The sequence below is a fragment of the Ruegeria sp. genome, from assembly GCF_028066395.1.
Lineage (GTDB): Bacteria > Pseudomonadota > Alphaproteobacteria > Rhodobacterales > Rhodobacteraceae > Ruegeria.
Window position 1 is genome coordinate 1 of record NZ_JALCBM010000023.1, and the last position, 16,536, is coordinate 16,536.

The window sequence follows — 16,536 nt, forward strand, 5'->3', positions numbered from 1 at the left end:
ATCCCGGAATACAAATCTCTCAAAGTGTCACAACGATCAAAATCGTTGCATTGTCCCAGGTCAGGACAGCGGAAAACCCATCTGGGCGGCATGGGGCGATGTGACATGGGTCTGCAGCTTTGCAAATGATGCGACACATGCCTTCCTTGGCGCCAACCAGTGGGGTTTCTTTCCGATCTTCGAGATGACCGGAGACCCCGAGATGGCGAAGGCCGGGCCTGACCTCTACACCGGGTACTCGGGCCGGTTCGACACGGAACGGCCACCTCCTTTCCCGCGAAGCATCAAAAAGGAGGCCAACGATCTTTCGGTAAGGGGAAAGACCGGCTTGTGGGCGGTTTTAGCGCGACCAGTCGCCTTCCAGATCCTTCTGCGGCGCACCGAGCAGCATGCTCAGCATCCGGCGCGAACGATAAAGACGCACTTTGGCCAAGCAGAGGAAGGCAAGAAGGCGTTCTTGCCCTCCGCCCACCCGGCGCGAACGCAAAATGGTTCGGATTTCTGCCAAGGGTGACCCCGCCATCGCGATCGCCCGGATCAGCCAGCGCGCCTTGCCTGCAGAGGTGGTCACGTAATCCGGATAGGCGTGGGCGATGTGCCGGTCCCATTTCTGCGCCAGTTCCGCGAATGTCTTGCGCGCCGGGTGATAGGCGATCATGTCGGCGACATAGATGGTGGTGAAGCCCATCGCGCCTGCCCTCAGCCCCCATTCCTTGTCTTCCGCCACACCAAGCCCGACGAACGGACCGACCTTGTGGAAAATCTCGGCCCGCATGGCCAGATTGCCGGTGCCGGAATAGCCTTCGGCGATATGTTCGTGGTTGCGGTAGGAATAGATGCTCTCATACGGCTCTAGAAAGGTCGGGTGACCGGGGGTGGCGTATTTCACCTGCACGTCACCACCGATCACTTGCGTGCTCGACGATTGGAACGCAGTTTCGATTGCGGAAAGCCAGTGGTCATGGGCGTGGCAGTCGGCGTCAATGAAGGCCAGAATATCTCCGGTCGCGGTGTTTGCGCCCAGATTGCGGGCCGGACCGGGGCCGGGTGTTGTTTCCTGCAACAACTGCACATCGGGGAATTCGGCGCAGATATCGTCAGGCAGGCGTTTCGAGCCATTGTCGACCACGATGATTTCCAGATCGGCGGTGCTGTCCGCCTGCTGGCGCAGGGTCGTCAGGCAGACCCGAAGATATTCGGGTTGATTGTAATGAGGGATGATGACTGAAATCCGCATCGCGAGCCCCTAGAAAAATTCCTGCAAGAAGGTTTCCAGCGCATAGACCGCCCACAACGTCTTGGAGTGGTCCGCCTGACCTGCACGGTGTTCCTTGGCCTGTTGCAGGATTTGCCCCGCATCCAGATAGTTTGCCGAAACGCTGCCGGACCCGGACATCAGATCACAGAGCGGATCATAGAGCGGGCCCTGGAACCATTCGGCCACGGGCATGCGGAAACCGATCTTGGGGCGGTTCAGAACGGCCTCGGGCAGGCGCGATTGCATGGCGGTGCGCAGGATGCGCTTGGTGACACGACCCTTGATGCGCCAGTGATCGGGCAGGGATGAGGCGAACTCGGCCAGCCGGGCATCCATGAACGGCGCGCGGCCCTCGATTGAGGCGGCCATCGTCATGGTATCCATCCGCTCCAGCAGATTGTCAGGCAGCCATGAGGTCTGGTCGAAATGCAGTACGCGGCGCAGGGCGGATGCCCCGGGGGCGGCGTTGAATGGCACGGGGTCGCGGGGCCGGTCTGACGCCCCACCTTTCCAAAGGGCGGCGCGTTCTGCTGGGGACATCAGGCCGAACCAGCGGATCATGCGGTCCTGAAAACAGGGCTCTTTCAATGCATTCGCAGCGATGCGCAGGCGGCGCGCACGCACCGGTGTCACCGAGGTGGCCGCCAGCAAAGACCGTGAGGCCAGCGGCAACAGACCGGCGGGCATCATGCGGCCCAGATGCCCCTCGGCCAGATGTTTGGGGTATCCGCCGAACAGCTCATCCGAGCCTTCGCCGGACAGCACGACCTTTACATGTTTTGCGGCCTCCAGCGACATCATATGCAGCGGGAAATCGGCGCTGTCGGCCATGGGCGCACCACGATGGCGGCTGAGTTCGGGCAGTTTCTCGGAGATCTGGTCGGTGTTCAGCTCAATCGGCGTATGGATCGCCCCCAGCAGATTGGCGGTTTCTTCCGCCGCCGTCAGTTCAGTCTTCCGGTCGCCCTGAAACCCGATCGAGAATGTGCGGATCTCGGGCACGCCCAGATGTGCCAGCGTGGCGACGATGGCCGAGGAATCCAACCCGCTGGACAGAAACGCGCCCACCGGCACGTCCGAGCGCATGCGCAGGCGGACAGAGGCATCGAACACGTCCAGAAACTCTTCGACCGGGTTGGTGGGCGGCGTGAAGGCATCGGCCCCGCGCTCTTCGGGCGGTATCCAGAACCGTTTTTCTTCGATCTGGCCCGCGTTCCACCGCAGATAGCTGCCGGGCCGCAGCTTTTGGACACCTTGGAAAAACGTGTTGGGTGAGGGAACGTAGCGTTGGCACAGATATTCGTAGATCGACTGAGTATCGAGCGATGTGCGGAACTGGGGATGACGCCGGAGGCTGGCAATTTCCGAGGCGAACAACAGCCCCTCACCCTTGCTGGTCGGGAAGCGGTACAGGTACAGGGGCTTTTTGCCGTAAGGATCGCGGGCCAGAGTGACCGACCGATCCGCGTGATCATAGAGGGCAAAGGCGAACATGCCGCGGAACCGGGCCAGCCCGTCAGCCCCCCAGAGACGCCAGGCTTCCAGAATGACCTCGGTGTCGGAATTCGTTCTGAACTGTGCACCTTTTTCGGCCAGTTCTGCGCGCAGCTCGACGAAATTATAAATCTCGCCGTTATAGACGATGGTGAACCGCCCGTCATGGCTCTCCATTGGCTGGGTTCCCCCGGCCAAATCAATGATCGACAGGCGCCGATGCCCCAACGCGGCCACGTTTTCGTTGTCCAGCGGCAGGACGATAGCGCCTTCGCCATCCGGGCCGCGATGTGCAATGGCATCCGTCATGTTTTTCAGGACACCCTGATCTTCGGGTGCGCCTATCCAGCCGGCGATGCCACACATGCGAAATGTCCTCGTACAAAGAAACTAAAGACCAACAGGGTATGTGTAGGCAAAGGGTAAACGTTTCGAAAGGGCATAAATTTCAGGGTTAGGTCAATTTCGCCGGAATTGAGCGGTTTGCCGCGTTCCGGTCATTGTCAGTACGGAAATTTCCGTTTCCGAAAAGGCGACTATCTATGACTTTTCCATGTATAGAATGGTTTTGGGCAACAACAGGTTGGGTTGCTCGGCAACCTTGCGACCGGCAGGGTGTCTTCCCTGCCGGTCGCGGCAATCATGTCCTAGCCATAGACCAGATTGGGCAGCCATGTGACGACCCATGGGAACAGCATACATACGGCCAGCCCAACGATCTGCAGGAACAGGAAGGGTAGGGCGGCCTTGAAGATATCCACCATCGGAATCGACGGGGGAGCCACGCCGCGCAGGTAGAACAGGGCGTAGCCGAAGGGTGGTGACAGAAAGCTCATTTGCATGTTGACCAGGTAGAGAACCCCGAACCACAGCACCAGATCGTTGGGATCGTCAAAGCCGAAGGCCGCCGCCCCCAGCGCCTTGATGATCGGCACAAAGATCGGCACGCAGAGCAGCAGGATACCGACCCAGTCCAGAAACATGCCCAGCACCACCAGCAGGATCTGCATGACGATCAGGATGCCCCATGGACCCAGACCGGCGTTCTGCATGGTCTCTTGCACAAACTGCTGACCGCCCTCCAGCACGTAGAGGCCGACAAAGATCGTCGCGCCAAACATGATCCAGATCACCATGGCCGAGGCTTTGAGCGTGGTCAGACACGCCTCGCGCACAGTGGGCCAATCCAGCTTGTTGTGGATCGCCGCCACGATGAAGGCGCCGAATGTGCCGATGCCTGCGGCCTCGACCGGGGTGGCCACGCCCGAGAAGATGACGCCCAGCACGATGATGATCAGTGCAATAGGGGCGGACATCTTGCTGAGAAGGCGCAGTTTTTCGGCATTCGAGATACGTTCTTCGACCGGGATCGGCGGGCCAAGCTCCGGGTTGATGTAGGATCGGATCACCACGTAGAGGATATAGAACCCCGACAGCATCAGGCCGGGGATAACCGCACCGATGAACAGCTCTCCGACCGATTGTTCGGCTACCACGGCGTAGATGATCGCCAAAATGGACGGCGGGATCAGGATACCAAGCGTACCCCCGGCCATGATCGAGCCCATGGCGATTTTGGTGTCATATCCGCGTTTCAGCATCGCGGGCAGGGCGATGATGCCCATGGTCACCACGGCGGCACCGATCACGCCAACCATCGCGGCAAGAACGGTTGATGCCAGAATGGTCGCCGCCGCCAACCCGCCTTTCAAACCGCCCAGCACCTTGTAGATCACATCGAACATGTCGTTGATGATCCCGGCGCGTTCCAGCATTGCGGCCATGAAGATGAACAGCGGGATGGCCGATAACTGATAGTTCGTCATCAGCGGGAAAATCCGGCTGGGCACGATATTCAGCGCCCGCGCATCGCCCAGCACGAACAGAAAGACACAGGCCAGACCCCCGGTCACAAAGGCCAATGGCAGACCGGCCATCAGCAACACCAGAAGCGAGCCGAACATGACGAGCGTCAGCAGCTCGATGGACATTTCCAGACCCATCGGTCAGTACCCCCGTGCAATCGTTCGGATGTCTTTGGACAGTTTCGACACCCCCTGCAAAATCAAAAGTGCCGCGCCCACGACCATCATCCATTTCATCGGCCAGAGCGGGATTTCCCATTCGTTGAAGCTGATCTCGCCCCAGCGGATATTCGGATCGGTCCAGTCGCCGAAGGTCAGTGCGCCGAACATCTCGAAGAAACCCATATTGCCGCGCGCCCATTCCGAGACGACCGAGTTGCCGGTCGGCACCGCAATCGCGTCCATCGCAAAGATGTACGAGGTCACCAGCAGGGTCCCGGCAAAGATGAAGAAGAAGATCGAGGTGAACAGGTCCGCCCAAGCCTTTTTCGGCCTGGTCAGCGGCGCGTAGAAGATATCGACCCGCACATGGGCCTCGGTCAGCATCGCATATGATCCGGCGATCAGATATTGCATCCCGAACATCAGATACATGGATTCATGCGCCCAATTGGTTGGCGCGTTGAAGACATAACGGACGATGACTTCGTAATAATAAACGAACACCGCGATCACGGCCCAGTAGCTGACGAATTCCCCGGCATAAAGCGACAGGCGGTCGATCCAGTTCTCGGCATATTCATGGTCGGCTTTGCGCGCGCCCGGGTCCATTTCAGCGGCACGCGCGGCGGTTTCTTCGTCGATTTCCATTTCCGGCTCGTCCGGTTCGGCATCTGCCTTGGCCCGCGCGCTGGCAACCAGTCGTGGCAGCAGCAGGGCGTCGATGGCGATGAAGGCCAGAATGGTGAAAAAGGCATAACGCGCCACCGAGCTCCACAGCGCGCGTGCCGCCCCCGAGGTTTCGGCCAGCGGCTGTGCCTCAGCCCGTGCGGCTTCGGATTCAGCCAGCCGTTCGCGCCCGGTTTCGATGGCTTTCTCGGCCCGGTCCAATGCCCGTTCGGCGCGCCGTTTCTGCAGGGCGGTGCCGTCCTGGGCCGCGTCAACGGCGGCGCGCAGCTCATCCAGACCGCTTTCGGCGGTGGCGACGCGTCCGGTTTCCCGTTCGATGACACGCTCGGCCTGACGGACCGTGTTGATCGCGTTGGAAAAATCATTCCGCGCGGTGCGTTCCTGACCGTTGGCATAGAGGATCAGCAGGAAGACCGGCAGATAGACCAGCCCCAGAAGGCTGCGCAGATAGAACCGGTGCAGACCCAGTATCCCGCCGGTCACAAGGATCAGATAGCCCAGCGGCAATCCATAGGTGCGTTTTTCGGGTTGGGCGCGGCGTGCCAGCACCATGGCCAGAACGGGAAAGGCGATCAGCCCGATCCAGTAGAGCCAGTGCGGCAGCGTGAAATCGACGCTCGGCATGTTGTATTCCGAATTTCTAGTACAGACAGGCCCGCGCGGATTGAATCCGCGCGGGCTGGTGGTCTTGCGTGGGGGTTACAGATTCAGTGTCTGCCCTTCGATCATCTCGGGCGTCACGTAGCCCAGCGAACCGGACATCATGTAGTCGAGCTGAATTTTGAACACGCGCGCGGCGTTCTTGTCGCGGTTGGCGTATTTGAACCAGATCGGCACGGCGATCTCGGTCATCAGTTCCACGTCGTCCTGCGACAGACGGGTGATCTCGGTGCCCTCGGCCTCGAACTTTTTCCAGGCTTCCTGATCGGCGGCCTGAATCGCGGCATGGTGCAGGTCGGAATAGACATGGGTTTCCATTTCCACGAATTCCTGCATCTGCGGGCTGAGCTTGTCCCACGCGGTCTTGCCGACGGTGATGTCCATGATATCGACCGGCTGGTACACCGACATGAAACCCGGAGGACCCATCACGATGTAATCGGTCACCTGGCTGAAACCCAGGGCGTGATTGACCGCAGGCCCGACAAAGTCGGCCACGTCGATGGTGCCTTTCTCCAGCGCCGGGAAAATCTCGGACCCCGGCAGAACCGTGGTTTCCGCACCCAGTTCTGAGAACACCTCGGCCACCATACCGCCGGGCAGGCGCATCTTGCGGCCCTCGAAATCATCGACCGAACGGATCGGCACCTTGGAGTGGATGATGTTCGGCCCGTGATGGACCGGCCCGACAAAGTGCAAGCCCTGCGCGCCCAGCAGCTCGCGCGCAATTTCAAGACCGCCGAGACCGTAGTAGAACGTGTCATATTCATGCGGCTGGCGCAGACCCAGCGGGTATGAGCTGAGGAACACAGCCGCCGGAATGATACCTTGATAATAGATGGTAAACGGGTTGATCGCGTCCAGAACGCCGTTTTTCACCGCATCGGCCAGCTGAAAATCGCCCACCACGTCATTTGCGCCGAAGGCCTGAAAGGCCAGTTCGCCGCCCGTCTTTTCCTCGATGGTCGCGCACCAGTCCTTGAAGACCTGCAGCCCGATGCCGCCGGGCCAGGATGTCTGGATTTTCCACGTGGTCCCTTCACCCGCAGCTGTTGCGATATGCGGGGCCGCCAGAGTTGCCGCCGCGCCACCAGCCAGGCTTTTGAACGCGTTGCGGCGTGTCATAAGCAATTTGGTCATATTTTCCTCCCGTTACTGCACCGATGTGTCGCGAAAAGACACAGCGATGCGGGACCACATAGGGCGGGGTCGGAAAATTGGTAATAATTTTTTTCCAATACCTGTCGCCCTCAACGCAACGTGAAGGTTAGCGGGCGGCGAAGTGCATATTTTGTCTGGGGATTTTCTCGGCAAACGCAGCCATCAAACCGCGTGGTCAGGGGTGAGGCCGCGCCTTTGGCACGGCCTCAGGATGTATCAGAACCGTTTGGTCACCGTCAGGAAGTAACGACGGCCTTCGGTGTTGAAATCGTCGCCGAACGCGTCGGTGCGTATCAGCGTGTTGTTGGTCACGTTCAGGATGCCGCCATACATGGTCACGCTGTCGGTGATGTCGTATTGGGCCAGCAGGTCTGCCGTGGCGATGGCATCGACCGTGGTTGCCTGTGAAAGAGCGCCACTGTCGGGAATCCAGGTGTATTGCTCGGACACATAATTCCCAGCCACCGACAGCAGCAGCTTGTCATTGACCGCCCAGTCGGCCCGCAGGTTGATCGTGTGATCGGGCTGATAGGTCAGCGGGCGTTCCACGGATTCCGTCACTTTTGCATCCAGATAAGTGTAGTTCCCGGACAGGGACACAGTGCTTGTCAGCTCGGTCGAAAAGGCCAGTTCCAGACCGCGGGTCGTGACCCTTTCAAGGTTCTGGTAGGTGAACATCGGATTGCCATCACCGGCAAAGCCTACAAAGTTGTCATAGGTCGGTGCCAGCGCCGTATCAAAGGTCCGCGCAGGGGGGAACTGGATCATGTTCTTGATGCGGTTTTCGAACAGGGTGGCGTCGAAGTTCACCCGCGCGGTGGCATAAGATACCCCGATTTCCGCGTTGATGCTGGTTTCGGCCTCAAGGTCTTCGGAGCCGACCAGATAACACCCGCCACCACAGGAAATCTGCGTCCAGTTCGGGCTGGTCTCCAGCAAGGTTGGCGCCTTGAAGCCGGTCGATACGCCGCCCTTGACGATCCACTCATCGCTCAGCTCATAAACGCCATAGATGCGGGGGCTGAAGTTGGTGCCGTATTTCTCATGATGGTCCAGCCGCGCGCCAAAGGTCACCTCAAGCCGGTCCGAGAACTCGATCCGGTCCTCGGCAAAGATCGCCGCCTCCCAGTTCGAGGTGGTGCCATCCCCGGTCAGGTTGAACGGGTCATCCAGGCTTTGCGATTCAAACGAGGTGCCGATGGTCAGGTTGTGCAGAGCGTTTGCCCCTCGGACCGTGGTGATCTTGCCGTCCAGACCATAGCTGCGCGACGTGTTGGGTTCTATGTTGCCAAGCGAACCGCTGACGCCGACCTCGTTCTTGATCTGGTCGGTCCACAGCCGAACCTCACTGTCACCAAAGGAATGGTTGCCGAAATATGTGATGTTGGCGTCATTGCGCGTCATCGGCACTTCGGCGTGTTGGCGTTTGGAATAGCCATAGTTGAAATCCAGCCTGTTGGCGCCATCGATTTCCCAGGCCAGCGTTCCGTCGAAATAGCGGTTCTTGCTTTCCGGGATGCCGGTGCTTGGAGGCCGGTTGGAACTGGTTCGGGGCGGGTTGATATCCGCGTCGTCGGCCTCGCGCCGGGTATAGCCGCCACTCAGACGGAAGGACAGGTGGTCATTGATCGGGCCGGTCAGGGTCAGGCCGGTGCGATAGGCATCACCTGCCTTGGGGTTGTCCTGCAAGGTGTAAGAGCCGGTGATCGACCCGCTCAGCACGTTTTCGGGTTCTTTGGTGATGATGTTGATGACCCCACCGATGGCATCGGCCCCGTAAAGCGAGGACATTGGGCCGCGCACGATCTCGACCCGCTCGACGGTTTCGATATCCACCCAGTCCAGATCAAAATCGTTGCCGCGGAACAGGTTGGGGTCGGAATTGACACGCTGCCCGTCGATCAGGATCAACGTGTATCTCTCGCCCAGACCGCGCAGCTGAACCTTATTGAGGTTGGCGCTGCGCTCGATCGTGACACCAACGGACCGGGCCAGAACCTCGGACAGGTTGTTGGTGCCGTATCCGGCGATCTCTTCGGCGGTGATGACCGAAATGCTGGCCGGGGCCTTGCGCACCTCGGTCGGTGTCCCCGAGGCGGTGACGACAATATCTTCCAGTTCGGTGATTTCGGCATCCTGCGCGGCAACCGACGAGGCGGCCGTGAGGCCCGCGACGACAGCCAGAACAAATCTGTTTGTCTTTGTTGCAGCTTTGTGTCCCGGTCGCAGGCCGGACATTCGGGTGGTCGTGTACATAGTGGCGAAGCCCTCGTCTTGATTTATCGTTGGCGGATCAAGAGACGTTTGGCTGTCCGGCCCGGCATGTTTTTGCAGACAGGAACCAGGTCGCTCACGCATTCTTGACTTTTTTGGTGGGTTATGAGACATCCGTGCCGCTAGCTCTATGAGAACCGCTATTGAGAAAGCGACAAAGGTATTTGCACAGGTACCAGCACGGCTCGGGGACATGGCAAGCATCCACACTGAGACAGCTGTGAATGCAGGTAAGACAATGACAGTTGACTATTATCCCGGCGGATTGCGCATCGGGCACATGAACGAAAACGTCGATTGCCCCCGCAACACCGACGCCTTTCGGATCGAATCCAAATTCATCGTCCTGATCGTGCTCAGCGGGCGGCAGATTTTCACCATTGATGGTCGAAAATTCGTGCTTGAGGCAAAGGAAGGCGATACTGGCGCAAGTGCGGTGACCCTTGCGGTCAGGTCCAGCGCACATGTGCAGTATCTGGAATCGTCGGGCCATCCGTTGCGCAAGCTGGCGATTGCCGGTCAGCTTGACTGGTTCAACCAGATCCAGCTTGAGGCCGAAGATACCGACCCGACCCATACCCCCGAAACGGATGCGGGCCGGTTTACCCTGGGTTCGGGCAAGTGTTCAGCCACGCTCTGGACCCCCAGCCCGCGCGTGGCGCGTCTGGCCACGCAGATCATTCTGCCCCCGCCCGAGGATAACTGCCAGCAACTGGGGCTTTACCGGATGTCCAAAGGCATCGAGATTCTGCGCTGCATGACCGAGGAACAGGACACCCCACGCCCGGTTCTGGCGCATCAGGTTGATGGGCGGCGCAAGGCCGAAGACATCCGCCTGTATATTCTGGACAACCTCAGCCGTGATCTGACCACTGATCAGTTGGAAGACAGGTTTTGCCGCAACCGCAGGTCCTTGCAGCGGATTTTCAAGTCCGAATACGGTGTCGGTATCTCTGAATTTGTGCGTGGCGAGCGGCTTAAACGTGCCAATTCGGCCTTGCAGAATGACGGGATTTCCATTGCCGAGGCCGCGTTTCTGGCGGGGTATTCCAACACGGCCAATTTCTCGACCGCGTTCCGGCGGGCCTTTGGGATGCCACCCGCGCAGGCGCGCGGGTGTGGGGTTTAGGCCGGTTCGGACAGGCGCGCCTCGCGCAGTTGCTGACGCAGGTCCTTGCGCGACAGCTTGCCCACAGCCGTCTTTTGCAATGTGGTGACGATTTCGATCTCATCGGGGATTTTGAACCCCGCGATCTGACGTTCGCGCAGAAAGCGGCGGATATGGGCGGGCCGCAAGGTCACCCCGTCGCGGGGCTGGACAAAGGCACAGCTGCGCTCGCCCAGGGTGGTGTCCGGGATGGCAACGATGGCCACATCCATCACGCCGGGCAGGGCGAGGATATGGTCCTCGACCTCTTCCGCCGAAAACTTTTCGCCCGCGCGGTTGATATGATCACCGGACCGCCCGCGCACCGTCAGGTTCCCCTGCTCGTCTCGCGAAACAATGTCACCGGTGCAATAGAACCCGTCTTCGGTAAAGGATCGCGCGTTGGCGGATGGGTCGTTGTGATAGGCGCAGATCGTGTAGGGGCCGCGCACTTGCAACTGACCGGGCTGGCCCAGGGCAACGGGATTTCCGGCTTCATCAACCACGCGAATGTCGTCTGCTTCGCTGATCGGGCGGCCCTGCGTGTTGATGCGCACCTGTTGCGGGTCGTCAAGGCGGGTGTAGTTCACCAGACCTTCGGCCATGCCAAACACCTGCTGCAAACGGCACCCGAAGGCCGGTTCGATCTGCCGCGCGATTTCGGGCTGCAACTTGGCCCCGCCGATCTGCATCACCCTGAGAGAGGACAGATCAAAGCGGATGTCCGGCAGCCCGTTCAGCCAAAGCTGCGCAAGCGGCGGCACCAATGCGGTGATCGACACCCGGTAGCGTTCGACCAGCGACAGACAGGCTTTGGCATCCGAACTTGGGGGTAGCACGACGCACCCTCCGGCCAGGAAAACCCCAAGGCTGCCGGGCGAGCTGAGGGTAAAGTTATGCGCCACCGGCAACACCGCAAGATAGCGGCTGGTGCGGTCCAGCCCGCAGATGCGGGCGCTTTCACGCAGAGAGTAGATATAATCGTCATGGGTGCGCGGGATCAGCTTGGGCAGCCCGGTGCTGCCGCCCGAGATCAGCAGGAAGGCAACAGATGCGGGGGAGGGGTCCCGAGGCAGGGTTGCGGGATCTGCACTAACTGCGCTGAACGCCGAAAACTCTTCGGCGGCACCATGCACGATAACCTGTTGCAGGCGGGGGCATTGCGCGATCACATCTCGCGCCATGGGGCGATAGTCGAACCCGTCATGGCTGTCCGCGATGATCAGCCCTTCAGCCTCGGCCCGATCCACGAAATGCGCGATTTCCGTCTGGCGGTGGGCGGGCAGGGCAAAGACCGGATGCATCCCGGCGGCGAACAGGCCAAAGACGGCCACGAAGAACTCGGCACAATTGGGCAGTTGTACAACCACCCGCGCGCCCGGCTTCAGGCCCTGCGCAATCAGTCCGGCCCCAAAATGTGCGGCCCGATGATGCAACTCGCCATAGGTCAGGACGCGGGTGTTTTGTTGCGACGCGTCAATGATCGCGGGCGCGGCTGGTCGTTGACTGGCCCATTGCCGCAACAGCTGCGGAAAGGTTTCGCCACGCCAGTACCCTGCGGTGCGATAAGCTGCGGCACGGGCGTCGGGATAGGGTTGTATAAGCGGTCGCATGTTGCCTCCTTTCGGATATGTGTCGGCTTTCCGTGGCATTCCGCTTAGATCGCCTGATCGTAAATCAGCATGGGCCGCCCGTGCGAGCAGCGCTCGATCCGGCCCTCTACCTTGTAGATATCGGCCAGCAGATCGGGGGTGATGACCTGATCTGGCGGGCCGCTGGCGGTGATGCGTCCGTCCGACAGCGCCACAACCCGGTCGGCCCATGTCAGCGCCAGGTTAAGGTCGTGGCATACAAAGACCCCGATCACCTGTTCGGCCCGGGTGAAATCATGGACGCAGCGCATGACCGCCAATTGATGATGCGGGTCCAGCGCACTGGTGGGTTCATCCAGCAACAGGATATCGGGGTCGCGGATCATCGCCTGAGCCAGCGCCACCATCTGCCGTTGCCCCCCCGACAAGGCGTGCAGCGGGCGCAGGGCCAATGCCTCGATGCCCAGCTTGTGCAGGATGCGCAGGGCGCGGTCCTGCAGCGCCTGATCTGCCGGGGCAAAGGGGTTGGTGGTGGACCGGGCCGGGATAATCACCGTTTCCAGCACGGATAGGGACAGGCCATCCGGCAGGTGCTGTGGCATATAGGCGATATGCTGGGCCCGGTCGGCCCATGAGGCGGTCAGCAGGTCGCATGCTCCGAACCGCACCGTTCCGGTGGCACGCTGCAAACCGGCGATGGCGCGGATCAGGGTTGTCTTGCCTGCCGCATTCGGGCCGATCACCGCCGTCAGGCTGCCCGGCGTCAGATCGGGCAGGTCCACACCACAAAGCACGCGATTAGGCCCGTAACTGGCATGCAGGTTCGTTACAGTCAGCGCTTTCATCAAATCTTGCCTCTTCTGAGGATCAGAACCGCGAAAACCGGAATACCGACCAGCGAGGTCACAACCCCGATGGACAGCAGTACGCCGGGCACCAGGATCTTGCTGACCAGCGAGGCCAGCGACAGGATCACCGCGCCGCTCAGCAGGCTGGCGGGCAGGAACACGCGGTGATCTTCGCCCACCAGCAGCCGTGCGATATGCGGACCGACCAGCCCGACAAACCCGATGGTGCCCACAAAGGCCACCGCGATCGAGGCCAGCAGGCTGATGCGCAGCAGGGTGAAAAACCGCAGGCGCTTGACGTCGATCCCGAAGCTTGCGGCGCGGTCGGTGCCGAAGGCCAGCGACGTCAGCGCATTGCCGGAGGCCAGCGACAGAGGCAGGCAGATGGCCAGGGCGGCGGCAAGAATGGCCAGTTGAGCCCATCCAACTTGCGAGACATTGCCCAGCGTCCAAAACACGAATTGCTGCAGGGCGGCCTCGGACGCCACGAATTGCAGCAGGGCCACGATGGCGTTCAGGGCAAAGACCAGCGCGATGCCCAGCAGGATCAGCGTATCGTTGCCTGTCCCGTGCCGATGCGACAGCGCGCTTAGCAACATCACGGCACCGAAGGCGAAGACAAAGGCATTGCCCGGCACCAGCCAAACGCTCGCCAGACCCGGCAGGCCGATGCCAAAGACAAAAGCCAGCGCCGCGCCCAATGAGGCCGCCGCCGACACGCCCAGTGTAAAGGGGCTGGCCAGCGGGTTGCGCAGAATGCTCTGCATCTCGGCCCCGGCCAGCGCCAGCGCGGCCCCGACCAGAACGGCGGCCACCGCCTGCGGCAGGCGGACGTGACGCAGGATGACGATGTCGCCATGGCTGGCACCGTCCGCGCCAAACAACGCGGCAAGGCTGCGGGACAGGCCCATCCCCGATGGGCCCACGGCCAGATCAAGGCTGATCGACACCGCCAGCAGGGCTGCCAGCGACCAGAGGATCATGACGCGCCGCCGCCGCATCCGGGCGAAAGATGTCAAAACATCAGGCATGGCAATATCTGTCATGGCTGACCGTCCAGACTGGTCCAGATCGCGCCCTTGAACTCGAAGGGCAGGAACCGCGCATTGATCTCATCCAATGTCTGCTGCGGATCGAGATCACCGAACAGATCGGGATGGAACCACTGCGCCATCAGTTCCAGCGCCAGAATATTGAGCGGTGAGTTGTGGATCGAATGCCACATGCCATAGCTGCGCCCGTTGGCCACGGCGTCCAGGTCCCGGATCAACGGGGTGTTCCGGGTCAGGTCAACCAGCGACCTGCGTGCCAAGGCGGGGGGAACGCCGGGGCCGGTAATCAGCCCTTCATCCTGTTCCAACTGCCGCCCGCCTGTGGCGATATAGATATCGGGTTGATAGGCCAGAACAAATTCCGGCGCGATCTGGGCGAATGTGCCGGGGATGATCTCGGCCCCGATATTGTGGCCTCCGGCGGCGGTGATGAACCGGCCCAGGCTCACATCGCTCAGCGACATGCAGCATTGGCGCACCTGCGTGGCCTGCAGATGCATCAGGACCGAGGGGCGTTCGGTCAGCATGGCGGTGCGTTCGGTGATCCGGTCCCGGTGGCTGCGGTAGAATTCGATGAACGCCTCGGCCTGCGCGCCGGACCCCATGGCGGCGGCGGCAATGCGCAGGCTGGGCAGGGTGTTGTCGAACGGGTTGATGCGGAAATCCACATAGACGGTAGGGATACCGGCATGGCCAAGCTGATCGACCAGCTGTGCGGTGGCCGGGCCTGCCGGGTCGCTCAGGATCACCAGATCGGGGGCCAGTGCGATAACCTGTTCCGCTGACACTGACGGAGAGGTCTCGGCCAGTTCCGGCACCCCGGTGATGCCGGGAAACCGCGCCTCAAGTGCGGCGCGCAGTTCCGGTCCGACCCGGGATTTCGAGCCCGCGCCGACAACCCGCCCGCCGATCTCGGGATCGATCAGCGACAGGCCTATGATCTGGCGGAAATCGGACAGGACGATCCGCCGGACGGGGCCGTCAATCGTCACCTCGCGCCCGGCAATATCGGTGACGGTCACGGGGGCCGCAGCAAGGGGTGTCAGACCCACCAGCAACAGGCCGATTATGGCAGTAAGTAATCTCATTCAACGTTGTCCTGAAGCGGAGAGTTTGCGGTTACACCGGCCAGGCCTGCATCCCTTGGCAAACCGAGCGCTGCCAGCATGGCCCCGAATTTCGCGCCGGTTTCTTCGGTCTCTGATTGCGGGTCCGAGCCCGGCACAATGCCCGCCCCGGCATAAAGCCGCGCCTGAGCGCCGCAAATCTCGGCACAACGGATGGCGACGTACCACGCGCCATCGCCAGAGCCATCGCACCAGCCCACCGCCCCGGCATAGAAATCGCGGTCCACCGGTTCCAGGTCCCGGATCAGTTCGGTCGCGGGGCGGTGCGGGACACCGCAAACTGCCGGGGTCGGGTGCAGGGCCGCAGCCAGCACGGCGCTGGGGGTGTCGGGGTCGCGCAGATGTCCTTCGATCCAGGTGCCCAGATGCCACATGGTGCGGGTGCTGGTCAGGCTGGTGCCTTCGGGCATGGTCAGCCGGTCACAAAAGGGGGCCAGCGTATCAAGGATGTATTCCACCAGAAACTGATGCTCGCGCCAGTCTTTGGACGACTGCGACAGCAGCGAGGCCGCCTTGGCATCCTGTGCCAGATCGGCCTGCCTGCGTGCTGATCCGGCCAGAGGATGCGAGCGGATTGCACCCCCGGATTTTGAGATCAGCAATTCCGGGGTTGCCCCCACCAGATGGCGGGACTGCCCATCGCGATCGGGCAGCGGGATCTGAAAGGACGTCACCCCCGGATCATGAGACAGCGCGGCAAACAGCGCACCGGGATCAATCGGTTGCTCAGCCCGGGCCAGCAGGGACCGTGCCAGAACCACCTTGCGCAACCCGCCCGCCGTATCGGCGGCCTTTTCCAGATGCACAAGCGCCCGGGCCACACTGTCATGAAACACTTGCGGTGCGGGTTCGGGATGAACCGAATGAAATCGGGCCGTCATGGCGGGCAAGCTGTCCGCCCGGGGATCGCGGGTGCCTTCGGCCAGGCTGAACATATGGTCGTTGCGGCTGCGATCAAAAGGGAAGGCTCCGGCCACGATGGTATCTACGCCATGCTCGTCGAAGTGACGGGCAAGGCGTATGCCCAGACTTTCGCTGGTGCCGCCGGGCAGGCACCGCATGGGGCCTTGGCCCAGAACCCGGCCTTCCTTGCCGGCAAAACGAAACGCCATGCCCTGCGCCGCCCGGGCCGGGGTGAAATGTTCGGTTTCAGGATGCATTCTGCTCATGACCGTTGTCCTTTCTGCCACCTCTGGGCACTGTCGGGTT

12 protein-coding genes are annotated in these 16,536 nt (G+C 61.2%); 1 reads left to right on the forward strand and 11 read right to left on the reverse strand.

Translation table 11 applies throughout. From position 1 onward, the window contains the following. Positions 1-340: 340 nt before the first annotated feature. The 6 genes from MPJ51_RS09410 to MPJ51_RS09435 all read right to left on the reverse strand — a co-directional run bounded on the left by MPJ51_RS09410 (position 341) and on the right by MPJ51_RS09435 (position 9,543). Positions 341-1,237, reverse strand: coding sequence for a glycosyltransferase (locus MPJ51_RS09410; protein WP_298385210.1), 897 nt, complete (start codon positions 1,235-1,237; stop codon positions 341-343). A gap of 9 nt (positions 1,238-1,246) precedes the next feature. Further along, the gene (gene asnB / locus MPJ51_RS09415) at positions 1,247-3,118 is read right to left on the reverse strand and encodes an asparagine synthase (glutamine-hydrolyzing) (RefSeq protein ID WP_298385213.1); all 1,872 of its coding nucleotides are present in this window, start codon (positions 3,116-3,118) and stop codon (positions 1,247-1,249) included. A gap of 281 nt (positions 3,119-3,399) precedes the next feature. Beyond that, positions 3,400-4,743, reverse strand: coding sequence for a TRAP transporter large permease subunit (locus MPJ51_RS09420; protein WP_298385217.1), 1,344 nt, complete (start codon positions 4,741-4,743; stop codon positions 3,400-3,402). A 15-nt stretch (positions 4,744-4,758) separates the two neighbouring features. Then, a complete protein-coding gene (locus tag MPJ51_RS09425; protein ID WP_298385219.1) occupies positions 4,759-6,090 on the reverse strand; it encodes a TRAP transporter small permease subunit in 1,332 nt (443 codons plus the stop codon). A gap of 75 nt (positions 6,091-6,165) precedes the next feature. Then, the gene (gene dctP, locus MPJ51_RS09430; RefSeq protein ID WP_298385223.1) at positions 6,166-7,266 is read right to left on the reverse strand and encodes a TRAP transporter substrate-binding protein DctP; all 1,101 of its coding nucleotides are present in this window, start codon (positions 7,264-7,266) and stop codon (positions 6,166-6,168) included. Between the two features lie 237 nt (positions 7,267-7,503). Further along, positions 7,504-9,543 (reverse strand): TonB-dependent receptor, encoded by a 2,040-nt coding sequence (locus tag MPJ51_RS09435; protein ID WP_298385226.1) that lies wholly within the window; start codon positions 9,541-9,543, stop codon positions 7,504-7,506. A gap of 256 nt (positions 9,544-9,799) precedes the next feature. On the opposite strand from MPJ51_RS09435, the gene MPJ51_RS09440 reads away from it, so the two are divergent. Continuing rightward, complete coding sequence (locus MPJ51_RS09440; protein WP_298385229.1) at positions 9,800-10,690, forward strand: AraC family transcriptional regulator; 891 nt, start codon at positions 9,800-9,802, stop codon at positions 10,688-10,690. On the opposite strand, the gene MPJ51_RS09445 is transcribed toward MPJ51_RS09440, so the two are convergent. The 5 genes from MPJ51_RS09445 to MPJ51_RS09465 are packed head-to-tail and all read right to left on the reverse strand — an operon-like array spanning position 10,687 to position 16,496. Further along, a complete protein-coding gene (locus tag MPJ51_RS09445) occupies positions 10,687-12,321 on the reverse strand; it encodes an AMP-binding protein (RefSeq protein WP_298385232.1) in 1,635 nt (544 codons plus the stop codon). The two genes, MPJ51_RS09440 and MPJ51_RS09445, sit on opposite strands and share 4 nt — an antisense overlap. A gap of 44 nt (positions 12,322-12,365) precedes the next feature. After that, entirely contained in the window at positions 12,366-13,145 is a 780-nt protein-coding gene (locus tag MPJ51_RS09450) for an ABC transporter ATP-binding protein (RefSeq protein WP_298385235.1), read from the reverse strand. Then, positions 13,145-14,194, reverse strand: coding sequence for an iron ABC transporter permease (locus MPJ51_RS09455; RefSeq protein ID WP_298385237.1), 1,050 nt, complete (start codon positions 14,192-14,194; stop codon positions 13,145-13,147). Before MPJ51_RS09455 ends, MPJ51_RS09450 begins: the two co-directional genes overlap by 1 nt. Beyond that, positions 14,191-15,288 carry an ABC transporter substrate-binding protein gene (locus MPJ51_RS09460; protein ID WP_298385240.1) on the reverse strand — a complete coding sequence of 366 codons (1,098 nt, stop codon included), beginning with the start codon at positions 15,286-15,288 and terminating at the stop codon, positions 14,191-14,193. The genes MPJ51_RS09455 and MPJ51_RS09460 overlap by 4 nt, the downstream gene beginning before the upstream one ends. Then, positions 15,285-16,496, reverse strand: coding sequence for an isochorismate synthase (locus MPJ51_RS09465; RefSeq protein WP_298385242.1), 1,212 nt, complete (start codon positions 16,494-16,496; stop codon positions 15,285-15,287). Before MPJ51_RS09465 ends, MPJ51_RS09460 begins: the two co-directional genes overlap by 4 nt. Between the last annotated feature and the right edge of the window lie 40 nt (positions 16,497-16,536).

What these genes read in the sequence shown, in the direction of transcription:
- MPJ51_RS09410 (WP_298385210.1), bottom strand. Translation starts at nt 1,237, where the DNA reads ATGCGGATTTCAGTCATCATCCCTCATTACAATCAACCCGAATATCTT.
- asnB (WP_298385213.1), bottom strand. Translation starts at nt 3,118, where the DNA reads ATGTGTGGCATCGCCGGCTGGATAGGCGCACCCGAAGATCAGGGTGTC.
- MPJ51_RS09420 (WP_298385217.1), bottom strand. Translation starts at nt 4,743, where the DNA reads ATGTCCATCGAGCTGCTGACGCTCGTCATGTTCGGCTCGCTTCTGGTG.
- MPJ51_RS09425 (WP_298385219.1), bottom strand. Translation starts at nt 6,090, where the DNA reads ATGCCGAGCGTCGATTTCACGCTGCCGCACTGGCTCTACTGGATCGGG.
- dctP (WP_298385223.1), bottom strand. Translation starts at nt 7,266, where the DNA reads ATGACCAAATTGCTTATGACACGCCGCAACGCGTTCAAAAGCCTGGCT.
- MPJ51_RS09435 (WP_298385226.1), bottom strand. Translation starts at nt 9,543, where the DNA reads ATGTACACGACCACCCGAATGTCCGGCCTGCGACCGGGACACAAAGCT.
- MPJ51_RS09440 (WP_298385229.1), top strand. Translation starts at nt 9,800, where the DNA reads ATGACAGTTGACTATTATCCCGGCGGATTGCGCATCGGGCACATGAAC.
- MPJ51_RS09445 (WP_298385232.1), bottom strand. Translation starts at nt 12,321, where the DNA reads ATGCGACCGCTTATACAACCCTATCCCGACGCCCGTGCCGCAGCTTAT.
- MPJ51_RS09450 (WP_298385235.1), bottom strand. Translation starts at nt 13,145, where the DNA reads ATGAAAGCGCTGACTGTAACGAACCTGCATGCCAGTTACGGGCCTAAT.
- MPJ51_RS09455 (WP_298385237.1), bottom strand. Translation starts at nt 14,194, where the DNA reads ATGACAGATATTGCCATGCCTGATGTTTTGACATCTTTCGCCCGGATG.
- MPJ51_RS09460 (WP_298385240.1), bottom strand. Translation starts at nt 15,288, where the DNA reads ATGAGATTACTTACTGCCATAATCGGCCTGTTGCTGGTGGGTCTGACA.
- MPJ51_RS09465 (WP_298385242.1), bottom strand. Translation starts at nt 16,496, where the DNA reads ATGAGCAGAATGCATCCTGAAACCGAACATTTCACCCCGGCCCGGGCG.